The 26131-nt window shown below is 71.5% G+C and carries 22 protein-coding genes; 9 read left to right on the plus strand and 13 right to left on the minus strand.

What is annotated here, in order from left to right; all coding sequences use genetic code 11:
* The gene (locus tag AB6A66_RS13675) at positions 1–1098 is read right to left on the minus strand and encodes an efflux RND transporter periplasmic adaptor subunit (RefSeq protein ID WP_371056321.1); all 1098 of its coding nucleotides are present in this window, start codon (positions 1096–1098) and stop codon (positions 1–3) included.
* A 166-nt stretch (positions 1099–1264) separates the two neighbouring features.
* On the opposite strand from AB6A66_RS13675, the gene AB6A66_RS13680 reads away from it, so the two are divergent.
* Positions 1265–1657: a phage holin family protein gene (locus tag AB6A66_RS13680; RefSeq protein WP_371037182.1), complete on the plus strand. Its 393-nt coding sequence runs from the start codon at positions 1265–1267 to the stop codon at positions 1655–1657.
* Positions 1658–1708: 51 nt separating this feature from the next.
* Here AB6A66_RS13680 and AB6A66_RS13685 read toward each other — a convergent pair whose 3' ends face one another.
* The 5 genes from AB6A66_RS13685 to rpsD form a co-directional block, all read right to left on the minus strand.
* Positions 1709–2269: an HdeD family acid-resistance protein gene (locus tag AB6A66_RS13685; RefSeq protein ID WP_371037183.1), complete on the minus strand. Its 561-nt coding sequence runs from the start codon at positions 2267–2269 to the stop codon at positions 1709–1711.
* A gap of 77 nt (positions 2270–2346) precedes the next feature.
* Entirely contained in the window at positions 2347–3111 is a 765-nt protein-coding gene (locus AB6A66_RS13690) for an extensin family protein (RefSeq protein ID WP_371037184.1), read from the minus strand.
* Complete coding sequence (locus AB6A66_RS13695; protein ID WP_371056322.1) at positions 3108–4034, minus strand: prephenate/arogenate dehydrogenase family protein; 927 nt, start codon at positions 4032–4034, stop codon at positions 3108–3110. Before AB6A66_RS13695 ends, AB6A66_RS13690 begins: the two co-directional genes overlap by 4 nt.
* Positions 4031–5116: a histidinol-phosphate transaminase gene (hisC, locus tag AB6A66_RS13700; RefSeq protein ID WP_371056323.1), complete on the minus strand. Its 1086-nt coding sequence runs from the start codon at positions 5114–5116 to the stop codon at positions 4031–4033. The genes AB6A66_RS13695 and hisC overlap by 4 nt, the downstream gene beginning before the upstream one ends.
* A 143-nt stretch (positions 5117–5259) precedes the next feature.
* A complete protein-coding gene (gene rpsD / locus AB6A66_RS13705) occupies positions 5260–5880 on the minus strand; it encodes a 30S ribosomal protein S4 (RefSeq protein ID WP_371037187.1) in 621 nt (206 codons plus the stop codon).
* A gap of 286 nt (positions 5881–6166) precedes the next feature.
* Here rpsD and AB6A66_RS13710 point away from each other — a divergent pair, with 286 nt between their 5' ends.
* The 3 genes from AB6A66_RS13710 to phbB all read left to right on the plus strand — a co-directional run bounded on the left by AB6A66_RS13710 (position 6167) and on the right by phbB (position 9192).
* Positions 6167–7021: an EAL domain-containing protein gene (locus AB6A66_RS13710; protein ID WP_371056324.1), complete on the plus strand. Its 855-nt coding sequence runs from the start codon at positions 6167–6169 to the stop codon at positions 7019–7021.
* Positions 7022–7150: 129 nt separating this feature from the next.
* Positions 7151–8326 carry an acetyl-CoA C-acetyltransferase gene (locus AB6A66_RS13715; protein WP_371056325.1) on the plus strand — a complete coding sequence of 392 codons (1176 nt, stop codon included), beginning with the start codon at positions 7151–7153 and terminating at the stop codon, positions 8324–8326.
* Positions 8327–8469: 143 nt separating this feature from the next.
* Entirely contained in the window at positions 8470–9192 is a 723-nt protein-coding gene (gene phbB / locus AB6A66_RS13720) for an acetoacetyl-CoA reductase (RefSeq protein WP_371056326.1), read from the plus strand.
* A 428-nt stretch (positions 9193–9620) separates the two neighbouring features.
* Here phbB and AB6A66_RS13725 read toward each other — a convergent pair whose 3' ends face one another.
* From AB6A66_RS13725 to AB6A66_RS13735, 3 genes are all read right to left on the minus strand, one after another.
* The gene (locus tag AB6A66_RS13725) at positions 9621–9797 is read right to left on the minus strand and encodes a YdcH family protein (RefSeq protein ID WP_371037191.1); all 177 of its coding nucleotides are present in this window, start codon (positions 9795–9797) and stop codon (positions 9621–9623) included.
* Positions 9798–9887: 90 nt separating this feature from the next.
* Positions 9888–10667 carry a tRNA1(Val) (adenine(37)-N6)-methyltransferase gene (locus AB6A66_RS13730; protein WP_371037192.1) on the minus strand — a complete coding sequence of 260 codons (780 nt, stop codon included), beginning with the start codon at positions 10665–10667 and terminating at the stop codon, positions 9888–9890.
* Positions 10660–10875: a DUF2007 domain-containing protein gene (locus AB6A66_RS13735; protein ID WP_371037193.1), complete on the minus strand. Its 216-nt coding sequence runs from the start codon at positions 10873–10875 to the stop codon at positions 10660–10662. Before AB6A66_RS13735 ends, AB6A66_RS13730 begins: the two co-directional genes overlap by 8 nt.
* Positions 10876–10930: 55 nt before the next feature.
* On the opposite strand from AB6A66_RS13735, the gene AB6A66_RS13740 reads away from it, so the two are divergent.
* The 3 genes from AB6A66_RS13740 (at position 10931) to AB6A66_RS13750 (ending at position 17989) form a co-directional block, all read left to right on the plus strand.
* A complete protein-coding gene (locus AB6A66_RS13740; RefSeq protein WP_371056327.1) occupies positions 10931–11932 on the plus strand; it encodes a polyprenyl synthetase family protein in 1002 nt (333 codons plus the stop codon).
* 106 nt (positions 11933–12038) lie between these two features.
* Entirely contained in the window at positions 12039–13853 is a 1815-nt protein-coding gene (locus AB6A66_RS13745; protein WP_371056328.1) for an autotransporter assembly complex family protein, read from the plus strand.
* Positions 13850–17989: a translocation/assembly module TamB domain-containing protein gene (locus AB6A66_RS13750; protein WP_371056329.1), complete on the plus strand. Its 4140-nt coding sequence runs from the start codon at positions 13850–13852 to the stop codon at positions 17987–17989. Before AB6A66_RS13745 ends, AB6A66_RS13750 begins: the two co-directional genes overlap by 4 nt.
* A 10-nt stretch (positions 17990–17999) precedes the next feature.
* Here the strand turns inward: AB6A66_RS13750 and hemE are convergent, their stop codons facing one another.
* Entirely contained in the window at positions 18000–19034 is a 1035-nt protein-coding gene (gene hemE, locus AB6A66_RS13755) for a uroporphyrinogen decarboxylase (RefSeq protein ID WP_371056330.1), read from the minus strand.
* Between the two features lie 105 nt (positions 19035–19139).
* Between hemE and hemC the strand changes: the two genes are divergently transcribed.
* Entirely contained in the window at positions 19140–20090 is a 951-nt protein-coding gene (gene hemC, locus AB6A66_RS13760) for a hydroxymethylbilane synthase (protein WP_371056331.1), read from the plus strand.
* Positions 20091–20108: 18 nt separating this feature from the next.
* Here hemC and AB6A66_RS13765 read toward each other — a convergent pair whose 3' ends face one another.
* Positions 20109–21518, minus strand: coding sequence for an FAD-binding oxidoreductase (locus tag AB6A66_RS13765; RefSeq protein WP_371056332.1), 1410 nt, complete (start codon positions 21516–21518; stop codon positions 20109–20111).
* Between the two features lie 144 nt (positions 21519–21662).
* Positions 21663–25115 (minus strand): chromosome segregation protein SMC, encoded by a 3453-nt coding sequence (smc, locus tag AB6A66_RS13770; protein ID WP_371056333.1) that lies wholly within the window; start codon positions 25113–25115, stop codon positions 21663–21665.
* Positions 25116–25317: 202 nt separating this feature from the next.
* Here smc and AB6A66_RS13775 point away from each other — a divergent pair, with 202 nt between their 5' ends.
* Entirely contained in the window at positions 25318–25773 is a 456-nt protein-coding gene (locus AB6A66_RS13775) for a GNAT family N-acetyltransferase (RefSeq protein WP_371056334.1), read from the plus strand.
* On the opposite strand, the gene AB6A66_RS13780 is transcribed toward AB6A66_RS13775, so the two are convergent.
* The gene (locus AB6A66_RS13780) at positions 25770–26066 is read right to left on the minus strand and encodes a hypothetical protein (protein WP_371056335.1); all 297 of its coding nucleotides are present in this window, start codon (positions 26064–26066) and stop codon (positions 25770–25772) included. The genes AB6A66_RS13775 and AB6A66_RS13780 overlap by 4 nt on opposite strands.
* Positions 26067–26131 lie beyond the last annotated feature (65 nt).

Raw genomic sequence — 26131 nt, forward strand, 5'->3', positions numbered from 1 at the left:
TCAGCCGTCCCCGGCCGGCGCGGCGTCCACCACCATGCCCGGGCGCACCTTGTTGACGCCCTCGGTGACGACGCGCTCGCCCGGCTCGAGCCCGGCCTCGATCACCGTGAGGCCCTGGGCCGTGCGGCCGGCCTCCACCCGGCGCTGCTCCACCGTCTCGCCCTCGCCCACGACGAGGACGAAGGCGCCCTGAACGTCGCGCTGCACCGCCTGCTGCGGCACGGCCAGAACGCCCTCGGGCGCCGTGGCCGAAAGCGTCACCCGCACGAGTTCATCGTCGAGAAGCCGGCCCCGGGGATTGGCGAAGCGCGCCCGGAGCGTCACGCTGTCGGTGCCCGCGTTCACCGCGCTGTCCACGAAGGTGATGTCGCCCGGTTCGGGGTAGGTGCTACCATTGGCGAGTTCCAGCGTCACGGCGGCCTCGCGTGCGGCCTGTCCCGCCTCGACGCGCTCCAGATAGTCGCGGAGCGTCGCGGTCGGCACCGCGAACTCGGCATGGATCGGATCGAGCCGCGTCAGCGTGGCGAGCGGCCCGGTCTCGGGGCCGACGAGCGCCCCTTCATCCATCGCCGAGGATCCGATCCGTCCGGAGAAGGGCGCGCGCATCTCGGTGTAGGAGAGGTTGAGCCGCGCGCGCTCCAGCGCCGCCTCGAGGCGCAGCACGTCGCCCTCTGCGCGGCCGAGCGCCGCCTCGGCGTTGTCGAGCGCCGACTGCGCCGCCGACTGCCGCCCCACGAGCTCGGTCTGGCGGTCACGCTCTATGCGGGCGAGCTCGCGCTGTGCCTCGGCGGCAAGCAGCGCGCCCTCGGCCTCCCTCACGGCCGTTTGGTAGAGGTCCGGCTCGATGCGGAAGAGGAGTTGCCCGTCCTGCACGCGGTCGCCGGGCCCGAAGGCCACGTCGAGCAGCACGCCCGAGACGCGCGGCACGAGCCCCACCCGCTGCGCCGCGTCGAGGCGGCCGTTGAATCGCACGGTTTCGGCGAGTTCCGTCATCGCGGCCGGCGCCACCACGACGGCCGGCGGTGGCGCGGACTGCTGTGCCGCGACCGGCGCCGCGATCATCATGGAAAGGGCGAGCGCGGCGATACGTCGGCACATCGGGGTCTCCGTCAGGGCGTGGCGGTCACGGCCGCGTATGACAGCGGTGCCCTTGCGTCAAGAAAAAGCTCCTGGCCGTGCCGGAGCGCGGCCTTGCAGGGTTCACGGCCCAGCGCAACTGCGCTAGCGTCATCCAATCGGGCCACCCAAAAGCCGAGAGGACCCAATGATCCGTTTGCTGATTTCCACCGCGGCCTACCTCGTCGCCAACGCCGTCGGCCTTTTCGTCGCGACGCTCCTGCTGGACGGGTTTCGCATCGACCCGCTGTCCTTCGTTGTGGCGGTGGCGCTCTTCTCGGCCGTGCAGGCGGTGCTGAGCCCGCTCATCACCAAGATCACGTTCAAGAACTTCCCCCAACTCATGGGGGGCATCGCGCTGGTCACGATCTTCATCGTTCTCTTCATCACCGCCTCGATCATGCCGGGGATGGAGATCGGCGGGATCGCGAACTGGCTGGCGGCCACGCTTCTGGTCTGGCTCGGAAGCCTGATCGCCACGATCCTGCTGCCGATCTACGTCTTCAAGCAACTGCGCGAGCGCAAGCAGCAGGACGGCTGAGCGTCGCGTCGCGCGGCCCGTCGCGGACGGGCGCGCGGTTGCGGACCGGGCTCAGGTGGCGTCGCCGCCCTCGCCCCAGTCGCCGGACAGCAGCGCGTCCTTGTTGTTCCGCAGGAAGAAGGCGAAGGCCACGAGCGTCGCGCCGGTGGTGATGAGCTCCACCGCGAGCAGCACGCCCAGCACCACGGCCGCGGATTGCGGGAAGTTCGAGAAGATCATCAGCGCCAGCACGACGGAGATCGCGCCGGAGAGCAGGATCGCCCAGAAATAGCCCGACCCCCGCGCCGAGAAGGCCAGGAAGAGCTTCGCCACACCGCTGACGAGGAACATGATCGCCGCCACGATGGTGAGCGACAGGATGCCCGCGAGCGGGTTCGTCAGAAGCGAAATCCCGAGCCAGAGGAACGCGGCGCCGAGCAGGATCGCCCAGATCCGCCGGCCCCAGCCCTCGACCTGGAAGATCGCGACGAGTTGCAGGACGCCGCCGAAGATGAAGACCCAGGCCGCGATCTGCTCTGCCGTGAAGGTCGCCGCGAAGGGGTTCATGAGCGCGGCGATGCCCCCGACGAGAACGATCAGCCCGATGATGAGCCAGAGAATCCAGTTGGTCATGGGTCACTCCTCCCAAGGATATGCGCGATATGGGCGCACGCACGCACCCTGACCGCGCTTGGGCCTTGCGACAACCCCTAACGGCAGTAGGCTCCGCCCCGGTGCCGCGCCGTGTCGAAGTGGAAATGGTTGCGGTGGTAGCGATCCGAGTTCGGGCCGAGCACGGTGCCGAACGGCCCGCAGGCGGCGCGATGCATGGCGGCGAGCGCCCGGCCGTCGCGTCCGCGCCCCCAGCCCTCGAGCACGGTGACCATGCCGCCGTCGCGCAGGCGGAAGCCCGCGATGTCGATGGCCCGGCCCTTGGCGTGTTCCGAAAGCCGAGCGCCGGGGCGGTTGTTGCGGGTCCGGCAGGCGTAATGGGCGAGGACCACGATCTCGGTGACGCCGCCGCCGCGGCTGCCGAGCGCGGGTTTCATGCCGCGCTCCACCCACTGCTTCAGCATCCGCGCCGTCGTGCAATCCATGATCGAGGGCTGGCTGAGCCGGACGCCGGATACCGCGCGGACCTGCACCGCGCCGTCGAGCCCGCATCCCGCGATGCGCCCCGCGATCCGTCCCGCCGGCTCTCCCTGCAGCGCCGGGTCGCCGCAGACGGCGCCGCGAGCGAGCGCCGCGCGCCGGGCGACGGCGCGGCGCGTCACCAGGTCGGGCCGCGCCGCGGGACGCAACGACAGGCGGGGCGCGCCGGGTGCTGCGACGCCGCGCGGGAGCGCCCGCGCCGTGCCGGCCTCGGCCAGCGGCGCGGTCCGCGCCTCGGGGCGCGGCGAGGTTTCGGGAGCGGCGAGGGACGAAGCCCCCGCGAGGGCCAAAGCGACGGCGAGCGATGCCGCCCAGCCCCTCACGTCTCGGTCTGCACCCGGCCGAAATCCGGCGCGTCGGTGTCCTGCCCGGCCTCGATGATGCCGCGCCGGATCGCGCGGGTGCGGCTGAAGTAGTCGTGCAGATGCGCCCCGTCGCCCGTGCGGATCGCGCGCTGGAGCGCGAAGAGCTCCTCGGTGAAACGTCCGAGGATCTCGAGCGTCGCGTCCTTGTTGGTGAGGAACACGTCCCGCCACATGGTCGGGTCCGAGGCGGCGATCCGGGTGAAGTCCCGGAAGCCGGCCGCGGAATACTTGATCACCTCGCTGTCGGTCACCCGGCGCAGGTCGTCGGCCACGCCCACCATCGTGTAGGCGATGAGGTGCGGCGCGTGGCTCGTGACGGCGAGGACGAGATCGTGGTGATCGGCGTCCATTTCCTCGACGCTCGATCCCATCCCCTCCCAGAGCGCCCTGAGCCGCGCGACCGCTTCCGGGTCCGTCCCGGGCGGCGGCACCAGCAGGCACCACCGGTTGCGGAAGAGCGCCGCGAAGCCGGAGCGCGGGCCGGAATGCTCGGTGCCGGCGAGCGGATGGGCGGGCACGAAATGCACGCCCTCGGGCAGATGGGGCGCGACGGCCTCGATCACCGCGCGCTTGACCGAGCCCACGTCGGTGACGGTGCTGCCCGCCTTCAGATGCGGCGCCATCTCCGCAGCGACCGCGCCCATGGCGCCCACCGGCACGGCGAGAACGACGAGGTCGGCGCCCGCCACGGCCTCGGGGATCGAGTCCACGACACGGTCGCAGAGCCCGATCTCGCGGGCGGTCTCCCGCGTGGCGGCGGAGCGCGCGGTTCCCACGACCTCCCGCGCCAGACCCTCGCGCCGCATCGCCCAGAACATGGACGAGGCGATGAGCCCCAGGCCGATCAGCGCGACCCGGTCATAGACCGGCGGTCGGCTCATGCCGCCTCCGCCTTGAAACGGCCGATGGCGTGGGCCACGCGCCGGCAGGCACTCTCGTCGCCCACGGTGATGCGCAGGCACTCGGGAAGCCCGTAACCCGCCACCCTGCGCACGATCAGACCCTCCTGGCGGAGGAAGGCATCGCAGGCGTCCGCCTCGGCCGCGTCGGCGAACCGCGCGAGCACGAAATTGGCGTGGCTCGGGTCGCAGGCCACGCCGTGCGCCTCGAGCGCGCCGCGAAGCCAGTCGCGCAGCCGCGCGTTGTCGGCCGCGCAGCGCTCCACGAAGGGGCGGTCGCGCACCGCGGCCTGCGCCGCGGCGAGGGCGATCGTGGACAGGTTGAACGGGCCGCGCACGCGGTTCAGCACCTCTGTGATGGCCTCGGGCGCATAGCCCCAGCCCACACGCAGCCCGCCGAGGCCATAGAGTTTCGAGAAGGTGCGCGTCATCACCACGTTCTCGCGCGCGTCCACGAGCGCCGCGCCGCCGTCGAAACCGTCCACGTATTCGGCGTAGGCCCCGTCGAGCACCAGAAGCACGTGGCCGGGCAGGCCTTCGGCGAGGCGGGTCATCTCGGCCTCGGGGATCATCGTGCCGGTGGGATTGTTGGGGTTGGCGACGAAGACGAGGCGCGTGGCGGGCGTCACCGCCGCGAGAATCGCGTCGACGTCGGTGTGCCGCGCGCGCTCGGGCACCTCGACCGGCGTGGCCCCCGCGGCGAGCGCCGAGATCCGGTACATGGAAAAGCCGTGCTCGGTGTGGATCACCTCCGTCCCGGGCCCGGCATAGCACTGGCAGAGGAGCGAGATGATCTCGTCGCTGCCCACGCCGCAGGTGATCCGGGCCGCCTCGAGGCCGTGTGTCTCGGCGATGGCCTCGCGCAGGGCGGCGTGGTCGGTCGGCGGGTAGCGGTGCATCCGCGCCGCCGCCGCGCGCGCCGCCTCGACCGCCGCGGGCGGCGGACCGAAGGGGTTCTCGTTCGAGCTGAGCTTGATCGCGTCGGCCACGCCCTCGATGCGCGACTCGCCGCCCTTGTAGGGCGCGATCTCCAGAATTCCGGGCTGCGGCGTGATCTGGCTCATGGCATGGCTCCTCGGAAGTCCCCTATATACGCCACGCCGGGCCTGCGAAAGCCGCGAAACCGCGCCGTGGCGAAGGGGCGCCGGACACGCAAGGGACCGCCCCGAAGGACGGTCCCGCACATCTTCCGTACCGTGGCCGCCGATCAGTTCTGGGCGTAGTATTCGATGACGAGGTTCGGCTCCATCTGCACCGGGTAGGGCACGTCCGACAGGCCCGGCGTTCGCACGAAGGTCGCGGTCATCTTGCTGGTGTCGACGTCGAGATAGTCGGGCACGTCGCGCTCGGGCAGCTGGATCGCCTCGAGCACGGAGGCCAGCTGCTTGGACTTCTCGCGCACCTCGATCACGTCGCCCTCGTTCACGCGGAAGGAGGGGATGTTCACCCGCTTGCCGTTCACCATCACATGGCCGTGGTTCACGAACTGGCGCGCGGCGAAAACGGTGGCCACGAACTTGGCGCGGTAGACCACGGCGTCGAGGCGACGCTCCAGCAGGCCGATCAGGATCTCGCCGGTATCGCCGCGAACGCGCTCCGCCTCGCCGTAGATGCGGCGGAACTGCTTTTCGGTCATGTCGCCGTAATAGCCCTTGAGCTTCTGCTTCGCGCGCAGCTGGAGGCCGAAGTCGGACATCTTGCCCTTGCGGCGCTGGCCGTGCTGGCCGGGTCCGTATTCGCGGCGGTTCACGGGGCTTTTCGGGCGGCCCCAGATGTTTTCGCCCATGCGGCGGTCGATCTTGTACTTGGCAGAGGTGCGTTTGGTCACCGTCTGATCTCCTTCCGATGCGCCCCTCGGGGCGCGGTTGCGAAGGGCGTTGTCCTCTGGATCTGCGCCGGAGTGTCCGGCTGCCCGACAGGCATCCCCTTGCGGGGGCCACCAACACCAATGAGGGCGCGGGTATACACGCTGAAAAGGCCGTGTCAACGGGGCTGCGCGCCCCGCCCCGCACCGCCGGAAAGGCATGCCTGCGCCGCCGCCATAGACGAACCGTTAAGCCATCCGCGTGCAGGATGCCCGGACGACCCCAGCACTGCAACGAACGGAGGTGCCGATGGCGCGTCGAGGCGGGACCCGGATCGCAGAGAACGAGCGCGGCGCCGAGGGCGCGGCCTCCAACCCGCTCGCCGAGGCGGTGGCCGCGCGCGACGCCCGCGCGCTCGACATGGTGGCCGAGGCCGTGCGTCACCGCAACGTCCTCCTGGCGTTCCAGCCGGTCGTGACCGCCGCGGACCAGTCGCGCACGGCCTTCTGGGAGGGTCTCGTGCGCGTGCTCGACGAGACCGGGCGCGTGATCCCCGCCAAGGACTTCATCGCCGCGGTCGAAGAGACCGAAACGGGCCGCGAACTCGACTGCCTCGCGCTGGAGCGGGGGTTGCGCACCCTTGCACAGCAGCCGGAGCTTCGCCTGTCGATCAACATGTCCGCACGCTCCATCGGCTACCGGCGCTGGACGCGCACGCTCGAGCGCGGGCTGACGCGCGACCGCGGCATCGCGGAACGCCTCATCCTCGAGATCGCCGAGGCCGGCGCGATGCTCATGCCGGAGGTCGTCATCGCCTTCATGGGCGCGATGCAGCGCCGCGGCGTGTCCTTCGCGCTGGACGGGTTCGGCTCCGGCAGCATCGTGCTGCGGCATTTCCGGGCCTTCACCTTCGATATCCTGAAGATCGACGGGCAGTATGTCCGCGACATCCACCGCGATGCCGACAACCAGGTGCTGACGCGGGGCATCGTGGAACTGGCCCGCCAGCTCGACATGTTCACCGTGGCAGAGCGCGTGGAACAGGCCGCCGACGCCCGCGTCCTGGCCGAGATCGGTGTCGATTGCCTGCAGGGGCACTTCTTCGCGGCACCGACGGCACAGCCGCCCTGGGCGGCGCGCAAGGGAACGCGCCGCGCCGGCTGAGCGCCGCACCCGCCCGTTGAGGCGTGGGGACGGATGCTTTATTGACCTCCGGTAAGACCGGGAGTGACGGTCGCGCGACTCGCTCGCGCGCACGGCGCCCCTCTCAACGCCCGATCCAGGAGGACACGCATGACCAACGTCGTAATCGCATCTGCCGCACGAACCCCAGTGGGCAGTTTCAACGGCTCCCTCTCCACCCTGCCCGCGCACGAACTCGGCCGGATCGTTCTGGAGGCGGTGGCCGAGCGCGCCGGCGTCGCGAAGGACGAGGTCTCGGAAACCATCCTCGGGCAGGTGCTGACCGCCGCACAGGGTCAGAACCCCGCGCGCCAGGCGCATGTGAACGCGGGCTTCCCGATCGAGGCCCCGGCCTGGGGCATCAACCAGGTCTGCGGCTCGGGCCTGCGCGCGGTCGCGCTCGGCGCGCAGCATATCCAGCTCGGCGATGCCGGGATCGTGCTTGCCGGCGGACAGGAGAGCATGTCGCTGTCGACCCACGCCGCACATCTGCGCAACGGCCACAAGATGGGCGACATGAGCTACATCGACACGATGATCCGCGACGGCCTCTGGGACGCCTTCAACGGCTACCACATGGGCCAGACCGCCGAGAACGTCGCCCAGAAATGGCAGATCAGCCGCGAGATGCAGGACGAGTTCGCCCTCGCCTCCCAGAACAAGGCCGAGGCCGCGCAGAAGGCGGGCAAGTTCGACGACGAGGTGGTGCCGGTCACCGTCACCCACCGCAAGGGCGAGACGGTGGTGGACAAGGACGAATACATCCGCCACGGCGCCACGATCGAGGGCATGCAGAAGCTGCGCCCCGCCTTCACCAAGGACGGCAGCGTGACGGCGGCCAACGCCAGCGGGATCAACGACGGCGCGGCTGCGGTGCTTCTGATGAGCGCGGAGGAGGCCGAGCGTCGCGGCATCGAGCCGCTGGCGCGCATCGTCTCCTACGCGACCGCCGGCGTGGACCCGAGCATCATGGGATCGGGCCCGATCCCCGCCTCGCGCCGGGCGCTCGAGAAGGCCGGCTGGAAGGTCGACGACCTCGACCTCGTGGAGGCGAACGAGGCCTTCGCCGCGCAGGCCTGCGCGGTGAACAAGGACATGGGCTGGGATCCCGAGATCGTGAACGTGAACGGCGGCGCCATCGCCATCGGCCACCCGATCGGCGCCTCGGGCGCGCGCATCCTGAACACGCTGCTCCACGAGATGCAGCGGCGGGACGCGAAGAAAGGTCTCGCCACGCTCTGCATCGGTGGCGGCATGGGCGTCGCGATGTGCGTGGAGCGCGGATAACCGGCCGGAAATCCAACGGAAAGGGGCGCTCCGGCGCCCCTTTTTCGTGGCGCGAGGCCAATCAGGGGCGCAACAATGTTGCGTCAGTGCCGGCGAATGGATAACCAAGTTACCGAAACGACTGCCAGAACTGGAGGGACATCATGGCAAGAGTTGCACTCGTCACCGGCGGAACGCGCGGCATCGGCGCGGCGATCAGCAAGGACCTGAAGGCCGCGGGCTACGACGTCGCGGCAAGCTACGCCGGCAACGACGACGCGGCCGCCAGGTTCACCGAGGAAACGGGCATCAAGACTTACAAGTGGAACGTCGCCGATTACGAGGCCTCGAAAGAGGGCATCGCCCGGGTGGAGTCCGCGCATGGGCCGGTGGACATCATCGTGGCCAACGCGGGCATCACCCGCGACGCCCCCTTCCACAAGATGACGCCCGAACAGTGGAAAGAGGTGATCGACACCAACCTCAGCGGCGTCTTCAACACCATCCACCCGGTCTGGCCCGGCATGCGCGAGCGCGGCTTCGGGCGCATCGTGGTCATCAGTTCGATCAACGGCCAGAAGGGCCAGTTCGGGCAGGTGAACTACGCGGCGACCAAGGCGGGCGATCTCGGGATCATCAAGAGCCTCGCCCAGGAAGGGGCGGCCAAGGGCATCACCGCCAACGCGATCTGCCCGGGCTATATCGCGACCGAGATGGTGATGGCGGTGCCCGACAAGGTGCGCGAGGCGATCATCGGCATGATCCCGGCCGGGCGCCTTGGCGAGCCCGAGGAGATCGCCCGCTGCGTGGGCTTCCTCGTCTCGGAAGACGCCTCCTTCATCAACGGGTCCACGATTACGGCGAACGGCGCGCAGTACCTCGTCTGACGCGCGCCGCCGCGCAAATCAGCCATGGGCCTATCCTCCATGCGCCCTTACAGAAGGTTTATGATCGCGCCGGCAGTTCGGCGCGATCATCCCTTTCTCGCATCTTCGGGAGCTTTCAGTCCCGCTTGGCGGAGAACCGCCGAAACCGGATCCGGACCTCTGTAACGGTCGAGGCCGGAAGGAGACGGCGACGCCCAACGAGATGGCGCACGGGATGACCTTCGGGCCTCTGTCATGCGCCGGATGGCGATCCGCGCGTCACCGGCCCATCCGTCGTCAGAACCCCCGTTTTCGTCCGCAGGCTGGCCGGCTTGCGGAGAACCTTCAGATCGGTCGCATGCATCGTCCCCGCATTCTCCGCGGGCTTCGTGGCGCTCTACGGGGCGGGCTTCACGGGGCGGCGCATCGTGCCCGCCCCGGACCCGCCTTCACTCGGCGGGCTGGCCCGACAGGCGGGTGATCTCTTCTTTCAGGCGCAGCTTCTTCTTTTTCAGCTCCGCGATCTGTTCGCCGGACGTGCTGGGGGCGCGTTGAGCCTGCTCTACCGCGTCGGAAAGGGCCTGGTGCTTTCTCTTCAGTTCCTGAACATGCGCCGACAAGCTCATGAGATCCTCCTTCACGCTTGGTTGGAGATTGAGTGCACCACGAATCGCGCGACCTGTCACGCCGCAGCTGCGAAATAGGTTGCCGTTACGTCAACCTTTTCCATCGTCCGCCGGAAAAGGCAGCGCCGCGCCGTCGCGCAGCACGGCACGGATCGGGGGCGTGTAATGCTCCCCGTCGCCCGGGTGACGGTCGCCCTCGTGCAGGGCCACCGGCGCGTGCAGGCGGAAGGGCGCGCGCCCGCCCTTGCGCGCCCGTAGCAGGACCAGCTGCGCGGGCCGTCCCGCGCGCGGCGCGAGCGGCAGGACCTCGACGCTTCCCAGGCGGCCGGCCAGGGCGGACAGGATATCGGGCAGCCGCTCCGCGCGGTGGATCAGCGTGAGGCGGCCGCGCGGACGCAGCCGCCGCGCCGCGGCCGCGATCCATGCCTCGAGCGGCACGCCCTCGCCCAGCGCGGTCTCGCGGCCGGTGTCGGCCGCCGGAACCGACGCGCCCCGCGGGAACCATGGCGGGTTGGCGATGACGTGATCGAAGAGCCGGGCCCGAAGCGTCGCGGGCACCGCCGCGACGTCGCCCCCGATCACCTCGAACGGAATGCCGTTCTGCGCGCCATTCTCGAGGGCGAGCGCGGCATAGGCCGGCTGAAGCTCCAGCCCCGTCAGCGACAGCCCCGCGACCCGCGTCCCGAGGCAGAGGGAGGCCACGCCCACCCCGCACCCGAGCTCGAGCACATGTTCGCCCGCACGGGCCGGGACGGCGGCGGCCAGAAGCACCGGATCCAGCCCGGCGCGATAGCCCCGCGCGGGTTGCCGGATCGTGAGCCGGCCGCCCAGGAACGCGTCCTGCGTCGTCTGCGCGTCGGCCTCAGCCATCCAGCGGCACGTCCGCATCCCGCAGGAGCGCGCGCGCGACGAAAAGATCCTCCTGTCGCACCATGATCCGGCGCGGCAGGATGCCGATGGAGCCTTCGAGCACGCTCATGTTTACGTCCAACTCGAAGAACTCTATATCCTCGCCCCTGAGAAGCGCCTGCACGTAAGCGATGAGCGCCAGGTCGTTGGTGCGGATAAGCTCTCTCATGGGACGCAGATAAGGACGGGGCCGCGCCGATGTCGAGCCTTGTTACGGGGGTGTGATGAGCCTGGACAGCACCGCGCGAAAGCCTCAGGACCGGCTCGCCGCCCTGCTTGCGGAAGATCTCGACCGGGTCAACACGCTGATCCGCGAGCGGATGGCCTCGCGCCACGCGCCGCGCATCCCGGAGGTGACAGCCCACCTGGTGGAAGCCGGCGGCAAGCGGCTGCGCCCGATGCTGGTGCTCGCCGCCGCGCGGCTGTGCGGCTACACGGGCGCGCACCACCTGCGGCTTGCTGCCACGGTGGAGTTCATCCACACCGCGACGCTGCTGCACGACGACGTGGTCGACGAAAGCCGCCAGCGCCGCGGCCGGCCCACCGCCAACCTGCTCTGGGACAACAAGTCCTCTGTGCTGGTGGGCGATTACCTGTTCGCGCGGGCGTTCCAGCTGATGGTGGAAACCGGCTCGCTCGAGGTGCTCGACATCCTGTCAAACGCCGCGGCCACCATCGCCGAGGGCGAGGTGCTGCAGCTTCAGGCGGCGCGGAACCTGGCCACCACCGAGGAGACCTATCTCCAGGTCGTCCGCGGCAAGACCGCCGCGCTCTTCTCGGCGGCGACCGAGGCGGGCGGGGTGATCGCGGACGCACCCGAGGACGTGCGGCGCGCGCTTTTCGCCTACGGAGACGCGCTGGGCATCGCCTTCCAGATCGCCGACGATCTTCTCGATTTTCGCGGCGACGCCACGGCGACCGGCAAGAACGTGGGCGACGACTTCCGCGAGCGGAAGCTGACGCTGCCGATCATCAAGGCCGTCGCCCGGGCCGACGCCGAGGAGCGCGCCTTCTGGACCCGCGTGATCGAGACGGGCGACCAGCGCGACGGCGATCTCGACCACGCGCTCGAGCTCATGGACCGCCACGGCACGCTCGCCGCCACCCGCGACGAGGCGATGGCATGGGCCGCGCGTGCCCGGGAGGCGCTGGGTGCAGTGCCGCCGCACGAATTCCGCGACATTCTGGGCGAAATTTCGGACTACGTCGTCGCCCGCCTTTCCTGACCGGGCGCCGGAGACCACGCGCGGCAGGCTTCGTCCCTTCTGCGACCTTGCGAAACCCCGGCGCGGCGGCAACACTGCCGCGAGCCGCCCAAACGCCGGAGAGTCGATGGCTCTGCCCCTGATCCGCCTGACGATCTTGCGCGTCCTCGTCCTCGGGGCCGCGCTCGCCTTCGCGTCCGCGGCGCAGGCGCTGGATTTCCGGCTGGCCCTGCCCCCCAACGCCGAAGATCTGAGGGGCTCGATCCGCGGCGCGATGCTGTCCGCGACCGCCGCCGAGGACCCGGACGCCGCGCCGCAAGACATCATCGCCGCAGCGCAGGCGGATTACCGCCGCATCATGTCGGCGCTCTACGAGGAGGGGTATTTCGGGCCGGAGGTCTCCATCCGCATCGACGGGCGCGAGGCGGCGACGCTGTCGCCCTTCGAGGCGCCCGCCCGGATCGCCACCCTCGAGGTCGAGGTGACGCCGGGGCCGCGCTTCCGCTTCGGACGGGCCGAGATCGCCCCCCTGCCGCCCGGCGTCTCGCCGCGGGAAAGCTTTCGCACCGGCGAGCGCGCGCGCCTTTCGGTCATGCGGGGAGCCGCGCGCGGCGGAATCACCGCGTGGCGCGATATCGGCCACGCCAAGGCGGAACTGTCCGAGCAGCGGATCGTCGCCATGCAGCCCGAAAGGCGGCTGAACGCGGATCTTCGCCTTGCCCCGGGCCCGCGGCTGCGGTTCGGGCGGCTTCTTGTGTCCGGGGCGGAGACCGTTTCGGCAAAGCGCATCCGCAAGATCGCGGGCCTGCCCGAGGGCTCGGTCTTCGACCCCGAGGATCTGGACCGCGCGGTCGCGCGGCTGCGCCGCACCGGGACCTTCAGCTCCGTCGCCGTCACCGAGGCGGACACGCCCTCGCCCGACGGCACGCTGGACGTCACCGTGCAGCTTCAGGAAAACCCGCCGCGCCGGTTCGGGTTCGGCGCCGAGCTGTCCAGCGAGGAAGGCGGCACCGTCTCGGCCTACTGGCTGCACCGCAACCTTCTGGGCGGCGCCGAGCGGTTCCGCGTCGGCGCGGAAATCTCGGGCATCGGCACCGGGACCAAGGATGACGGGGAGGACTACCTCGTCGAATTCCGCTTTCGCCGCCCCGCGGTGATCGACAGCGACACCGACTTCTTCGCGGGCGCGGGGTTCGAGGTCATCGACGACCCGCTCTTCGAAAGCGACAAGGGCCAGATCCTCGCCGGACTGATCCACACCTTCGGCGACGAGTTCGAGGCGTCGGCGTCGCTTGGCTATCGCTACGCCTCCACGCGGGACGATCTCGGATCGCGGGACTTTTCGCAGATCATCCTGCCCGTGACGGCGAAGCTCGACCGGCGCGACGACTTCCTGGACCCAGCGCGGGGCTATTACCTGAACGTCGAGACGATGCCCTTCGCCGGGCTGAACGGCACCGAATCGGGCCTGCGCCTGACCGCCGACGCCCGCGCCTATCGCGCGCTCGGTGAGGACGATCGGGTGGTGCTGGCCGGGCGTCTTCAGTTCGGCTCCGTCATGGGGCCCGACATCACCGAGGTGATGCCCGAGGACCTGTTCTACCTCGGCGGCGGCGGAACGGTGCGGGGCCAGGATTACCAGTCGCTCGGCGTCACGCTGCCCGGCGGCGAGGAGGTGGGCGGCCGCTCGTTCCTCGCGCTGTCGGCGGAGGTGCGCGCCAAGCTGCGCGGCGCCTTCGGCGTGGTGGGGTTCTACGATCTCGGCTATGTCAGCGACGAAAGCTTTCCGGACGGCGGCAGCGCCAACCAGGCCGGCGCCGGGATCGGGCTGCGCTACAACACCGGCATCGGCCCCATCCGGGTGGATCTCGCGGTGCCCACCACGGGACCCAAGGCCGGCGAGGACATCTTCTTCTACATCGGGATCGGACAGGCGTTTTGAGACTGCTGCGCGTTCTTCTCGTCGCCTGCACGGCGGCGCTCTCTCCCCTGGCCGGGGCCGCCCAGGACGCCGATGACGACAAGGGCGTGCTCACGCGGTTCCTGCAGGACTCGCTTTCCGGGGCCGGGCGGACGGTCGATGTGCAGGGCTTCCGGGGCGCCTTGTCGAGCAAGGCCACCATCGAGCGGCTGACGATCGCCGACGACGAGGGCGTCTGGCTCTCGATGGAAGGCATCGTGCTCGACTGGAACCGCGCGCAGGTCCTGCGCGGGCGGATCTCGGTCAACGAGTTCGCGGCCGAGCGGATCGAGGTGTCGCGCCCGCCCGTGCCGCCCGAGGGCGTGGCCGCGCTGCCGAAACCGGAGGCCGAACCCTTCAGCCTGCCGCAGCTTCCCGTCTCCGTGGATATCCGCCGGATCGCGGCCCCCGAGGTTGATCTCGGGCGTTCGGTGCTGGGGCAGGCCGCGGTGCTGTCGCTCACCGGTTCCGCCCGGTTGGCCGAGGGGGGCGGCTCGGCCGATATCGACCTCGCCGCGCAGCGCACGGACGACGCGGCGGGGCTGTTCCGCTTCGCCGCGAATTACGACGCCGCCGAGGAGACCGCGCGCATCGACCTGATCCTGCAAGAAGGGCCCGGCGGCATTGCCGCGAAGGCGCTCGATCTGCCCGGCGCGCCCTCTCTCGAGATGCGCGTGCAGGGCGAGGGCGCGACGCGGGATCTCGTCACCCGGATCGCGCTGGCCACCGACGGCACGCCGCGCCTGACCGGCACGGTCACGCTGCTGGGCGCCGCCGAGGACACCGACGACACCGACTGGCGCGTGCTTGCCGATCTGGGCGGCGACGTGACGCCGCTTTTCGCGCCGGAACTGGGCAGCTTCTTCGGCCGGGAGGTCCGTTTCTCGGCAGAGGTCGCGCGCTCCACGGGCGGGGAAACCCGCGTGAACGACCTCGCCCTTTCGTCGCGCGCGCTTCGGCTGCACGGGGATGTCACGCTGAACGCGTCGGGCTGGCCGCGCCTCATGGCGATCACGCTCCGCATCGCCGACCCCGAGGGCGATGGCCCGGTGACGCTGCCGGTGGCGGGCGGCGACACGCGCCTGCGCCGCGCCATCGTCGCGATCAACTACGACGAAGCCGCGGGCGAGATGTGGACGGGCTCGGCAAGCCTTCTGGGCCTCGACACGCCGGAGCTTCAGGCGGAGGCGATGCGCCTGCGGGGCGGCGGCATCATCTCCCCGGGGGGCGCCGGCCGGGCGACCGCCGAGATGCAACTCGACGCCGAGGGGCTCGACCCCGCGGATGCGGCACTGGCCGAGGCGCTCGGCCGCGCGCTGTCCGGCACCGTCGCGCTCGACTACGTCCCCGGCCAGCCGCTGCGGCTCGACGCCTTCGACCTCGCCGGAGAGGATTACGGGGTCGTGGGCAGCGCAAGCTTCGCGGGGCTCGAGACGGGGCTCGAATCCGATTTCGACGTGCGGCTTCGCGCCTGGGATCTGGGCCGCTTCGGCAGCCTCGCCGGGACCGAGCTCGGCGGCGCCGCCGAGGTCGTGCTGGACGGGCGCGTGGCCCCGCTGTCGGGCGCCTTCGACCTCGAGGTCACAGGTACCGGAGACGACCTCGATCCGGGCGATCCGCTCGGCAAGCGTCTGCTGGCCGGGCGCAGCGACCTGGAGATCGCCGTGCTGCGCGACGAGACCGGCGTGCAACTCCGGACCCTGAATGTCAGGTCGCGGGGCCTCGTCCTCGCGGCCGACGGAACCGTGTCGAGCGGCACGAGCCGGCTGGGATACAGCGGCCGGATCACCGATCTGGGCCTGCTGTCGCCGACCGGCGACGGGCGCGGCGACGCGCGGATCACGGGCAGCGTGACCCTCGCGGGCACGCGGCTTCTGGGGCTCACCGCGTCGGGACGGCTCGCTGCGGAGAACGGGCCGGCGATCCTGCCCCTCGGGGAGGAGCGGCTCGTGACCCGCGGCGCCGAACTTCAGGCCACCTTCAACGCCGAGACCGGCCAGGACTGGAGCCTGCGCACCGAACTTGTGGAGCCAAGCGCGGCCGGGGCGTCGGCGGAAACGCTGAGCCTCGACGCGCGCGGCACCTTCGCCCAACCCGAAAGCGGCGGCGCGCCCGACCGGGTGACCGCCGACATCTCGGCCTCCGCGACGGGCCTTTTGACCGACGACGCCGCGCTTTCGCAGGCGCTCGGACGCGAGGTCGCGCTTGAGGGGCGCGTCGACTACACCCGCGACGGCCCGGCGATCCTCTCGGGCCTGCGCCTCGACGCGGGCGGGGTGCGGCTTTCGGGCTCCGGCGAGGTCGCGGCACCGGTCCGGGACCTCGCCGCGCGGTTCGAGGCCGAGCTGTCCGCCGCGAGCCTCGCGCGCTTCTCGGGGCTTCTCGGCCGGCCGATCCGCGGCGCCGCCGATCTGCGGCTCGCCGGCAGCGCGGACCCGGCAGAGGGCACCTTCGACGTCACCGCCGACGGCCGCGTCGCGAACCTCTCGCTTGGCGACGCGGCGCTCGACGGGCTGATCGGAGGCTCCAGCACGCTGGCGCTCGAGGCGCGGCGCAACGCGGCCGGGCGGCTTCTGGTTCCGCGCCTGTCCTTCGACGGGGCGAACGTCACGGCGCGGGCCGATGGCGACCTGCAGGCGGTGAGCTATTCGCTGCGCGTCGCGGATCTGGGCCGCGTCGTGGCCGACCTGCCCGGCCCGGCGACGGTGCAGGGCACGGCGCGCGCGGAAGCGGCAGGCTGGCGTGTCGCGGCCGACGCGACCGGTCCCGGCGGGATCGCCGCCACGGTCGCCGGGCTGGTGGCCGACAGCGGGCGGCTCGACCTGACCGCCCGCGGCAGCGCGCCCCTGGCGCTGGCCAACACGGCGCTAGCGCCACGGCGCATCTCGGGCACCGCCCGCTTCGACCTGGCCATCGCCGGCCCGCCGGGCCTGGACGCGGTTTCGGGCACGGTCTCGACCAGCGGCGCGCGTTTCACCGATCCCTCCGCCCTCGGCGTGATCGAGGATATCGACACGACGATCACCTTGCGGAACGCACGCGCCGAGATCGCGGCACGCGCCCGGCCCGCCGCCGGGGGGCGCGTCACGGTCTCGGGACCGGTCGCAATTTCGCCGCCCTTCGCCGCGGATCTCGCCCTCGCGCTGGAACGCGCCGTGCTGCGCGATCCGGGGCTCTATAGCACAAGGGCCAACGGCCGCATCACCGTCGCGGGCCCTCTTGCCGGCGGGGCGCGCATCGCCGGGCGGATCGCGCTCGCAGACACGGAGCTGCGCGTGCCCTCCTCGGGCGTGACCCTGCTGGGCGAGATCCCCCCGATCGAGCATGTCGCGCCCTCGCCTGCGGTCCGCCGCACGCTGAGCTACGCGGGACTGCTCGAGACGGGCGGGAACGGGCAGGACGCGCCGGCCGGGCGTCGCGCGGCGCCATTCGAGCTCGACCTGACCATTTCTTCGCCGGCGCGCATCTTCATCCGGGGCCGCGGCCTCGACGCCGAGTTCGGCGGCGAGCTGCGCCTGCTCGGCACCTCGGACACCCTCATCCCCGAGGGCGGTTTCGACCTCATCCGCGGGCGGCTCGACCTGCTCGGCCAGCGATTCGCGCTGACGGACGGCGAGGTGCGGCTTCAGGGCGGGCTGGACCCGTGGGTGCGGCTGGTGGCGGAGACCGAGGCCGACGGCCTCGCGATCGCGATCGAGGTCGTGGGCGAGGTGTCGGAGCCCGAATTCCGCTTCACCTCCACCCCGGACCTGCCGGAGGACGAGGTGCTGGCGAAGCTGCTTTTCGGGCGCAGCCTTTCCGAGCTTTCACCGTTCCAGGCGATCCAGCTGGCCAGCGCCGTCTCGGAGCTGACGGGCGGCGGTCCGGGGCTCGTCTCGGGGCTGCGCGAGGGCGCGGGCCTCGACGATCTCGACGTCAGCCAGACCGACGAGGGCACCACCGCCGTGCGCGCCGGCAAGTATATCAGCGAGAACATCTACACCGACGTGGTGGTGGAGAGCGACGGCACCACGGAACTCAACCTCAACCTCGACATCACCCGCAGCCTCACCGTCCGCGGCGGCGCGGACAACGAGGGCAGTTCCAGCCTCGGCATCTTCTTCGAGCGCGACTACTGACCCGTTCCGGTCAGGCGCCGCGCACCGCGGCGATCATCCGGTGCACGTTCTCGGGATCGGCGTCCGGCGTGATGCCGTGGCCGAGGTTGAAGATGTGCGGCCCGCCCCGGAACGCTTCGACGATGCGGCGCGTCTCGCGCTCCAGCGCCTCCCCGCCGGTGACGAGGTGGGACGGATCGAGGTTGCCCTGCACGCAACCCTCCGGCTGCACCTCGCGCGCGGCCCAGTCGGGATCCACGCCCTGGTCGAGCGCCACGCAATCCACCCCGGTCGCCTTCGCGAAGCCCACGTAGCGCTCGCCCGCGCCGCGCGGGAACCCGATCACGGGCAGGCCCGGATACCGCGCCTTGAGCGCCGCGGTGATCTTGCGGCACGGCTCCAGCGCGTAGGTGTCGAAATCCTCGCCGGAAAGCGATCCCGCCCAGCTGTCGAAGATCTTCACCACCTCGGCCCCGGCCTCGACCTGCGCGGCGAGATACTCGATGGTCCCGTCCGTCAGCCGGTCGATGAGCCGCCGGAAAAGTGCCGGGTTCTCGTTCTTGAGCGCGTGGGCGGGGCCCTGGTCCGGCGTGCCGCGCCCGGCGACCATGTAGGTCGCTACGGTCCAGGGCGCGCCGGCGAAACCGATGAGCGTGGTCTCGGCGGGCAGCTCGCGCGACAGGATGCGCACCGTCTCGTAGACCGGGTTCAGCGTCTCGTGCACCGCCTCGGCCGGCTTGAGCGCGTCGAACTCCGCCTCGGTGGTCAGCGTGGAAAGCCGCGGTCCCTCGCCGGTCACGAACCACAGATCGGCGCCCAGCGCCTGCGGCAAGAGCAGGATGTCGGCGAAAAGGATCGACGCGTCGAACCCGTAGCGCCGGATCGGCTGCAGCGTCACCTCGGCCGCGAGCTCGGGGTTGTAGCACAACGACAGGAAATCGCCCGCCTTGGCCCGCGTTTCGCGGTATTCGGGCAGGTAGCGCCCCGCCTGCCGCATCATCCAGATCGGCGGCACCGGCTGCGCCTCTCCGGCGAGCGACTTCAGGATCGTCTTGGTCTCCGACATTTCCACCCTTTCGACAATGGTTCCCGCAATGCCTCCCCGCCGGGAAGGGGGTTGTCAAGCCGACAGGCGCTTGTCAGCCGCGCCTGACAGACTTAGACGGAGGACATGAGCATCGACCTTCCCTCCCCCGCCCGACCGCTGAAGATCGGCACCCGTGGCTCGCCGCTTGCCGTCGCGCAGGCGCACGAGACCCGCGGCCGCCTCGCCGCCGCCTTCGACCTGCCCGAGGACGCCTTCGAGATCGTCGTGATCAAGACGACGGGCGACCGCGTCCTCGACCGCCCGCTGAAGGAGATCGGCGGCAAGGGCCTGTTCACCCGCGAGATCGAGGAGGCGCTCCTTTCGGGCGAGATTGACCTCGCGGTGCATTCGATGAAGGACATGCCGGTGGCGCAGCCCGCGGGCCTCGCCCTCGACACCTACCTGCCGCGCGAGGACATGCGCGACGCCTTCGTGAGCCATGCCCACGCGGCGCTCGCCGATCTTCCCGCCGGCACGGTCGTGGGCACCTCGTCGCTGCGCCGCCGCGCGCAGCTTCTGTGGCGCCGGCCCGAGCTTCGGGTGGTGGAGTTCCGCGGCAACGTGCAGACGCGGCTGAAGAAGCTCGAGGACGGCGTGGCCGCCGCCACCTTCCTCGCGATGGCGGGGCTCAACCGTCTCGGCATGGCGCATGTGTCGCGCGGGCCGATCGCCCCCGAGGACATGCTTCCCGCCGTGGCGCAGGGCGCGATCGGGATCGAGCGGCGCGCCGACGACGGCCGCGCCGCCGCCATGCTCGAAGCGATCCACGATGTCGAGACCGCCAAGCGCCTCGCCGCGGAACGCGCGTTCCTGGCCCGGCTCGACGGCTCCTGCGAGACGCCGATCGCGGGCCTTGCCGAACTCGACGGCGGCACGCTCCGGCTGCGCGGCGAGATCCTGCGCCCCGATGGCTCGGAATGCCTTTCGGACGAGGCCAGCGCCCCTGTCGAGGACGGCGCCGCGCTTGGCGAGGAGATGGGCGCGAAACTGCTTGGCCAGGCGGGTCCGGGCTTCTTCGACTGGCGCACCGCCTGACGGCGCGCCCCGGGGCGCTCAGGGCAGCAGTTTTCCGGGATTCATGACCCCCGCCGGGTCGAGCGCGGCCTTGATCGCGCGCATCGCGTGAAGCGCGCCGCGGTCCTTCCGCCGCGTCATGGAAGGCCGCTTGGTCATGCCGATCCCGTGCTCGGCGGAAAAGCTGCCGCCGAGGGCCAGAACCACGTCCTCCACCGCGTCCATCACCGCGTCGGCAAGCTCCGCATCTTCGTTGCCCAGCCGCACCGCGTAATGCAGGTTCCCGTCGCCGAGATGGCCCACGACAAGGGGCACGGCGGCGGGATCGAGCGCGGCCACCCGCGCGCCGGCCCGGTCGAGGAACGCCGCGACCCGGTCGAGCGGCACGGCGATATCGTTGTTGACGACACGGCCCTCGGCCAGACAGACCTCGGCCGCGGCCTCCCGGCGTGCCCACATCTCGGCCCGCTCTGCCTCCGAGCGCGCCACCACCGCGTCGGCCACGTCTCCGGCCTCGAGGCCGCGGGCCAGCACCGTTTCCAGCTGCGCGGCGACCGGAACCGCGCCGTCCGGCCCCGGAACGGCGTCTCGCGGCGCGGTGGCGGCCAGCTCCACCAGAACGTTCACCGGGTGCGCGTCGTCGAAGGGCGGACGCGCGCCGGGCGTCCGGGCAAGATATTCCTCGAGGTAGCGGCGCGGCATGTATTCGAAGGCCTCGACCGCGCCGCCCGTCTCGTCCTGAAGCCGGTTGAGCAGCGCAAGCGCGCCGTCGAGGGCGGGCAGCGCCACCATCGCCGTCGCCCGCGCGCGCGGCGCGGGGAAAAGCCGCACCACCGCCGCCGTGATGACGCCCAGCGTGCCCTCGGCGCCGATCATCAGGTGGCGCAGGTCGTAGCCCGAATTGTCCTTCCGCAGCGCGCGCATCAGGTCCACCACCTCTCCGGTCGGCAGCACCGCCTCGAGACCGAGGCAGAGATCGCGCGCGTTGCCGTAGCGCAGCACGTTGGCTCCGCCGGCGTTCGTGGAGAGCGCGCCGCCCAGCATGGCAGAACCGCGCGCCCCGAAGCTCAGCGGAAAGACGAGATCCTCGTCCTCGGCCGCGCGCTGAAGCGTCTCGATCACCACGCCCGCCTCGACCACGGCGACCCGCGCCCGCGGATTGATCTCCCGGATGCGGTTCATCCGGGCGAGCGAGAGCAGGATCGCGCCGTCGGCGCCCCCCGTGCCGCCCGCGAGCCCGGTGTTGCCCGAGACCGGCACGACCGGCGTGCGGTTGCGGGTGGCGAGCCGCAGGATCGCCGCGACCTGGGCCGTCGATCCCGGCCGCGCCACCGCCAGCGGGGCAGACCGGTAACGCCCGGTCCAATCATGCGCGAAAGGCCGCGCGTCGTCGCCCGTCAGCACATGGCCGTCGCCCACGATCGCCTTGAGTTCCGACAGGATGGTCATGGCGTCCCCCTTGCGGCCCTTCTCGCGCGCGGCCGCCCGCGGTGCAAGCGCCGGGCCCTTGGGGAACGTAGAGGGATGCGCACCCCGTCCCCTGTGGCACGCGCCGGGCGGTTCCTGCGCGCGCGCCGTGGACGATGGCGCCGCTCAGGCCACGAGCTTCTCGGCGCGGCGCAGGTCCACGCTGACGAGTTGGCTCACGCCCTGTTCCACCATCGTCACCCCGAAAAGCCGGTCCATCCGCGCCATGGTCACCGCGTGGTGAGTGATGATGAGAAACCGCGTCTCGGTCTGGCGCACCATCTCGTCCAGCAGGTCGCAGAACCGCGTCACGTTGGCGTCGTCGAGCGGCGCGTCGACCTCGTCGAGCACGCAGATCGGAGCGGGATTGGCGAGGAAGACCGCGAAGATGAGCGCGAGCGCGGTCAGGGTCTGCTCGCCGCCCGAGAGCAGCGAGAGGGTGGACAGCTTCTTGCCCGGCGGCTGGCACATGATCTCGAGCCCGGCATCGAGCGGGTCGTCGGATTCGACCATGACGAGCCGTGCCTCGCCGCCGCCGAAGAGATGGGTGAAAAGCAGCGTGAAGTTGGCGTTCACCTGTTCGAAGGCCGTGAGCAGCCGCTCGCGCCCCTCGCGGTTCAGGCTCGCGATCCCGTTGCGCAGCGCGCGCACCGCCTCTTCCAGATCGGCCTTCTCGCGCACGAGTTCGTCATGCTCGGCCTGCACCTCGCGCGCGTCCTCCTCGGCGCGCAGGTTCACCGCACCCAGCGCGTCGCGCTGGCGTTTGAGCCGCCCGATCTCCGTCTCCAGCGCATCGGCGGCGGGCATGGCGTCGGGGTCCGCGCCAAGGCGTTCAAGAAGCGCGCCTGGCGTCGTCTCCTGCTCCTCGGCGATCCGTTCGGCGGCGGCGGTCACGGTTTCGGCGGCCGCCTCCGCGCGGGCCTCGGCGGAGGCGCGCGCCTCCCGCGCGGCGCCGGCGAGGCGCTCGGCCTCGCGTTCGGCCTGCACCGCCTCGCGCAGGCGGCCTTCGGCGGCCGAAAGCGCATCGGCGGCCGCCGTGCGCCGCGCCTCGGCCTCGGTGATGGACCGGGCCAGTTCCTCTCGCCGGGCCGCCACGGCGGCGGGGCGGTCGCGCGCGCCGGCGAGCTCGGCTTCCGCCTCGGCCCGGCGCTCGGTCAGTTCGGCGCTGCGCGCTTCCGCGGTCTCGAGCCGGTGGCGCCAGCCGGAAAGGTCCTTGCGCACGGTTTGCGCGCGGGCGGTGCGCGCCTCACCCTCGCGCTTGAGCTGGTCGTGCGCGCCCCGTGCGGCGAGGCTCGCGCGGCGCGCGTCCTCCACGTCCTGCTTGGCGGCCTCGGCCCGGGCGCGGGCCGCGTCGAGATCCTCGAGCTCGGCGAGCGCGGTCTCGGCCTCGGCAAGGCGGGCGCGCGCGCTCTCGGCCTCCTCCCCGTGGCGTTCGGCGGCCATCGTCAGGCTTTCGAGCTTGCCCTCGGAAAGGTTCCGCTCGGCCTCCGCGCGGCTCATGGCGCGGGCCGCCTCGGCCGCGGCCGCGTCGGCATCGCGGCGCGCGTCCCGCGCAGCCCGGTCGGCGGCGGTCAGTTCCTTCAGTTGCGCCGTCAGGCGCTCATGGGCGAGCTGGGTGCCATCCGCGCGGGCGTCGGCGCGCGCCTTGTCCTGCTTGAGTTCCTCCAGCCGGTTGAGCTGCTGAAGACGCAGCGCGGCGGCGGTGGGGGCATCCTCGGCGCGGGCGCGGAAGCCGTCCCAGCGCCACAGATCGCCCTCGGGGCTGACGAGACGCTGGCCCGGCCGCAGAAGCGGCTGAAGGCGCTCGGCGTCCTCCGGCGTGGCGAGGCCGATCTGCGCCATGCGGCGCGAAAGCACGTCGGGCACCGAGACATGGTGGCTGAGGGGCGTCACGCCGTCGGGCAGCGGCTGCGCCGCGTCGTAGGGCGGCATCGCGACCCAGCCGGAGCCGCCATCCTGCACTTCAGCGGCGCGAAGATCGTCGGCGAGCGCGGCCCCGAGCGCGCGCTCGAAGCCCTGCTCCACCTGGAGCCGGTCGAGGATCTGGCCGCCTTCCGCGGTGTCGCGCGCCACCAGCCGGGCTAGCGCCGTGATCTCCGCCTCGAGTGCGGCCACCTCGCCCTCCGCGGCGCTGCGCTCGGCGCGGGCATCGGCCTCCTTCGACGCGGCCTCGGCGCGCGCCTCGTCCGCGCGGGCCAGCGCCGTCTCGGCACGCTCCGCCGCGGCGGTCGCCGCCCGCGCCTCGGCCTCGGCCGTCTCGAGGCCACGCGCCGCGCGCGCCAGCCTGTCCTCGTGCAGCGCGGCTTCCTCGGCGGCGGAAGCCGCGGCCGCCTCGCTGCGTTCGGCGGTCTTGCGCGCGTCCTCCACCGCCCGGGTCGCCGAGTGATGCCGGGCCGAAAGCCGCGCCACGGCCTCGGACAGATCCTCGAGCGCCGCCTCGCGGTCGCGCAGCGCCTCCGCTGCCGCCGACGCCGCGGCGGCGGCCTCCTCCAGCCGGCTTTCGTGCCCTTCCCCGGCGCGGGCGAGCTCGGAGGCTTCCCATTCAAGCTGGGCGATGGTCTCGCCCGCATCGCGGTTGAGCCCCGCCTCGCGGTCGATGTCGCGGGCAAGCTGCGCGATCCGCGCGGTGAGCGTTTCGACAGCGGCGCGCGCGCGGCGTTCCTCCTCGGCGATCTGGTCACGCTCCACGACAAGGCGTTGCAGCACGGCGGCCGCGATCGCCTCTTCCTCGCGCAGCGGCGGCAACGCGGCGTCGGCCGCCTCCCGCGCGGCAGCGGCCTGGCGCGCCCCGGCCTCGGCGCGGGCGGCCTCGGCCACGCGCGTGCGCAGCGCCTCGGCCGTGGCCTTGCGTGCTTCATCCGCGTCACGCCAGCGCCGGTAGAGCAGCAGCCCCTCGGCCTGCCGGAGCTCGGCGCCGAGCGCGCGGTACCGCGCCGCCTGTTTCGCCTGCCGGGCGAGCTGCGAAAGCTGCCCCGCCAGCTGCTCCACCACGTCGTCGACGCGCGCGAGGTTCGCCTCGGTCGCGCGCAGCTTCAGTTCCGCCTCGTGGCGACGCTGGTAGAGGCCGGAAATGCCGGCCGCCTCCTCGAGAACGCGCCGCCGGTTCTGCGGCTTGGCGTTGATCAGTTCCGAGATCTGGCCCTGCCGGACCAGTGCGGGCGAGTGCGCGCCGGTGGAGGCATCGGCGAAGAGCATCTGCACGTCGCGCGCGCGCACCTCGCGCGCGTTGGCCTTGTAGGCGGAGCCCACGTCGCGCGTGATGCGGCGGGTGATCTCGAGCAGGTCGCTGTCGTTGAAGCCCGCCGGCGCCAGACGTTCCGAATTGTCGAGTTGCAGGCTGACCTCGGCGAAGTTGCGCGGCGTGCGCGAGGCGGTGCCGGCGAAGATCACGTCTTCCATGCCGCCCCCGCGCATGGCGGTCGGCCGGTTCTCGCCCATCACCCAGCGCAGCGCTTCCAGCAGATTGGACTTGCCGCAGCCGTTGGGGCCGACGACGCCCGTGAGCCCCTCGGCGATGACGAGTTCCGTGGGATCCACGAAACTCTTGAAGCCGGACAGTCTGAGGCGGTTGAAGCGCAAGGGCGGGGAGCCTCCGGTGATTCAGCGCGTAGCGTCATTCTGCGGGGCGTCGGGCGGCCCTGTCAATGCAGGACCCCGCATCTGGGGATGCAACCCTGAGATTTCCACAAGATGTTGAAGCGGCCCGCCCAACTCATGCAGCCGCTTGACCGTCCGCGCCATCTGAGCAAACTGGCGCCTCCGGCCAAGCGAGGGAGAAGCCATGACCGTCATCGTGGAACCCGGCGACCCGCGGACGCCAGAGGTGCGGTCCCTTATCGAAGAGGGTCATGCGCTCATGGCGCGTCTCTTCCCGGCGGAGCACAATCATCACCTGGGCGTCGAGGAACTGCGCGGGCCGGACATTCGATTTTTCGTCGCGCGCGAGTGGGATACGACGCTTGGATGTGCCGCGCTTGCGCAACGTCAAGGCTACGGCGAAGTGAAAGCGATGTTCACCGCACCCTTCGTGCGCCGCCAGGGCGTCGCGCGCCGCCTGCTCGACCGGCTGGAGCTCGAGGCGCGCCACCTCGACATGCCGTGCCTGCGGCTGGAGACCGGCGATGCGCTGACCGAGGCCATGGCGCTTTACGAAAGCGCGGGCTTCGTTCGGTGCGAGCCGTTCGGCGACTACGCGGCGAACGGCAGCAGCGTCTTCATGGAAAAGCCGCTGACCTAGCCGGCGCACGCCAGCGTGGCGTGGACGACGGACGGATCGCCGGTCAGCGCCTGCGGTTCGCAGCCGGTCGCACGGCGAATCGCAAGCGCCGCGGCGGGCCCGATCTCGCCATAGCTCGGGAAGACGGCGGCGTTGAGGCGAATCGCTTCCGCACGGTCGCCGCGCACGCGCACGTCGAAGACATGCCCGCCGGCCGCCACGCGTTCCGCGGGCTGTCCCATGAAGCCCCGCCCCGGCGTGTCGCAGGCCGCGGCCAGGCAAAGGGCCGCGCAGGAAATCGATCTTATCAGCATCGGCGCGATCAGAGCGACAAATGGTTAACGCAGCGTTACTGCCAAGGGGTCGACGCGACCATTTA

Origin of the sequence: Rhodosalinus sp. K401 (assembly GCF_041365735.1) — a bacterium.
GTDB lineage: Bacteria > Pseudomonadota > Alphaproteobacteria > Rhodobacterales > Rhodobacteraceae > Rhodosalinus.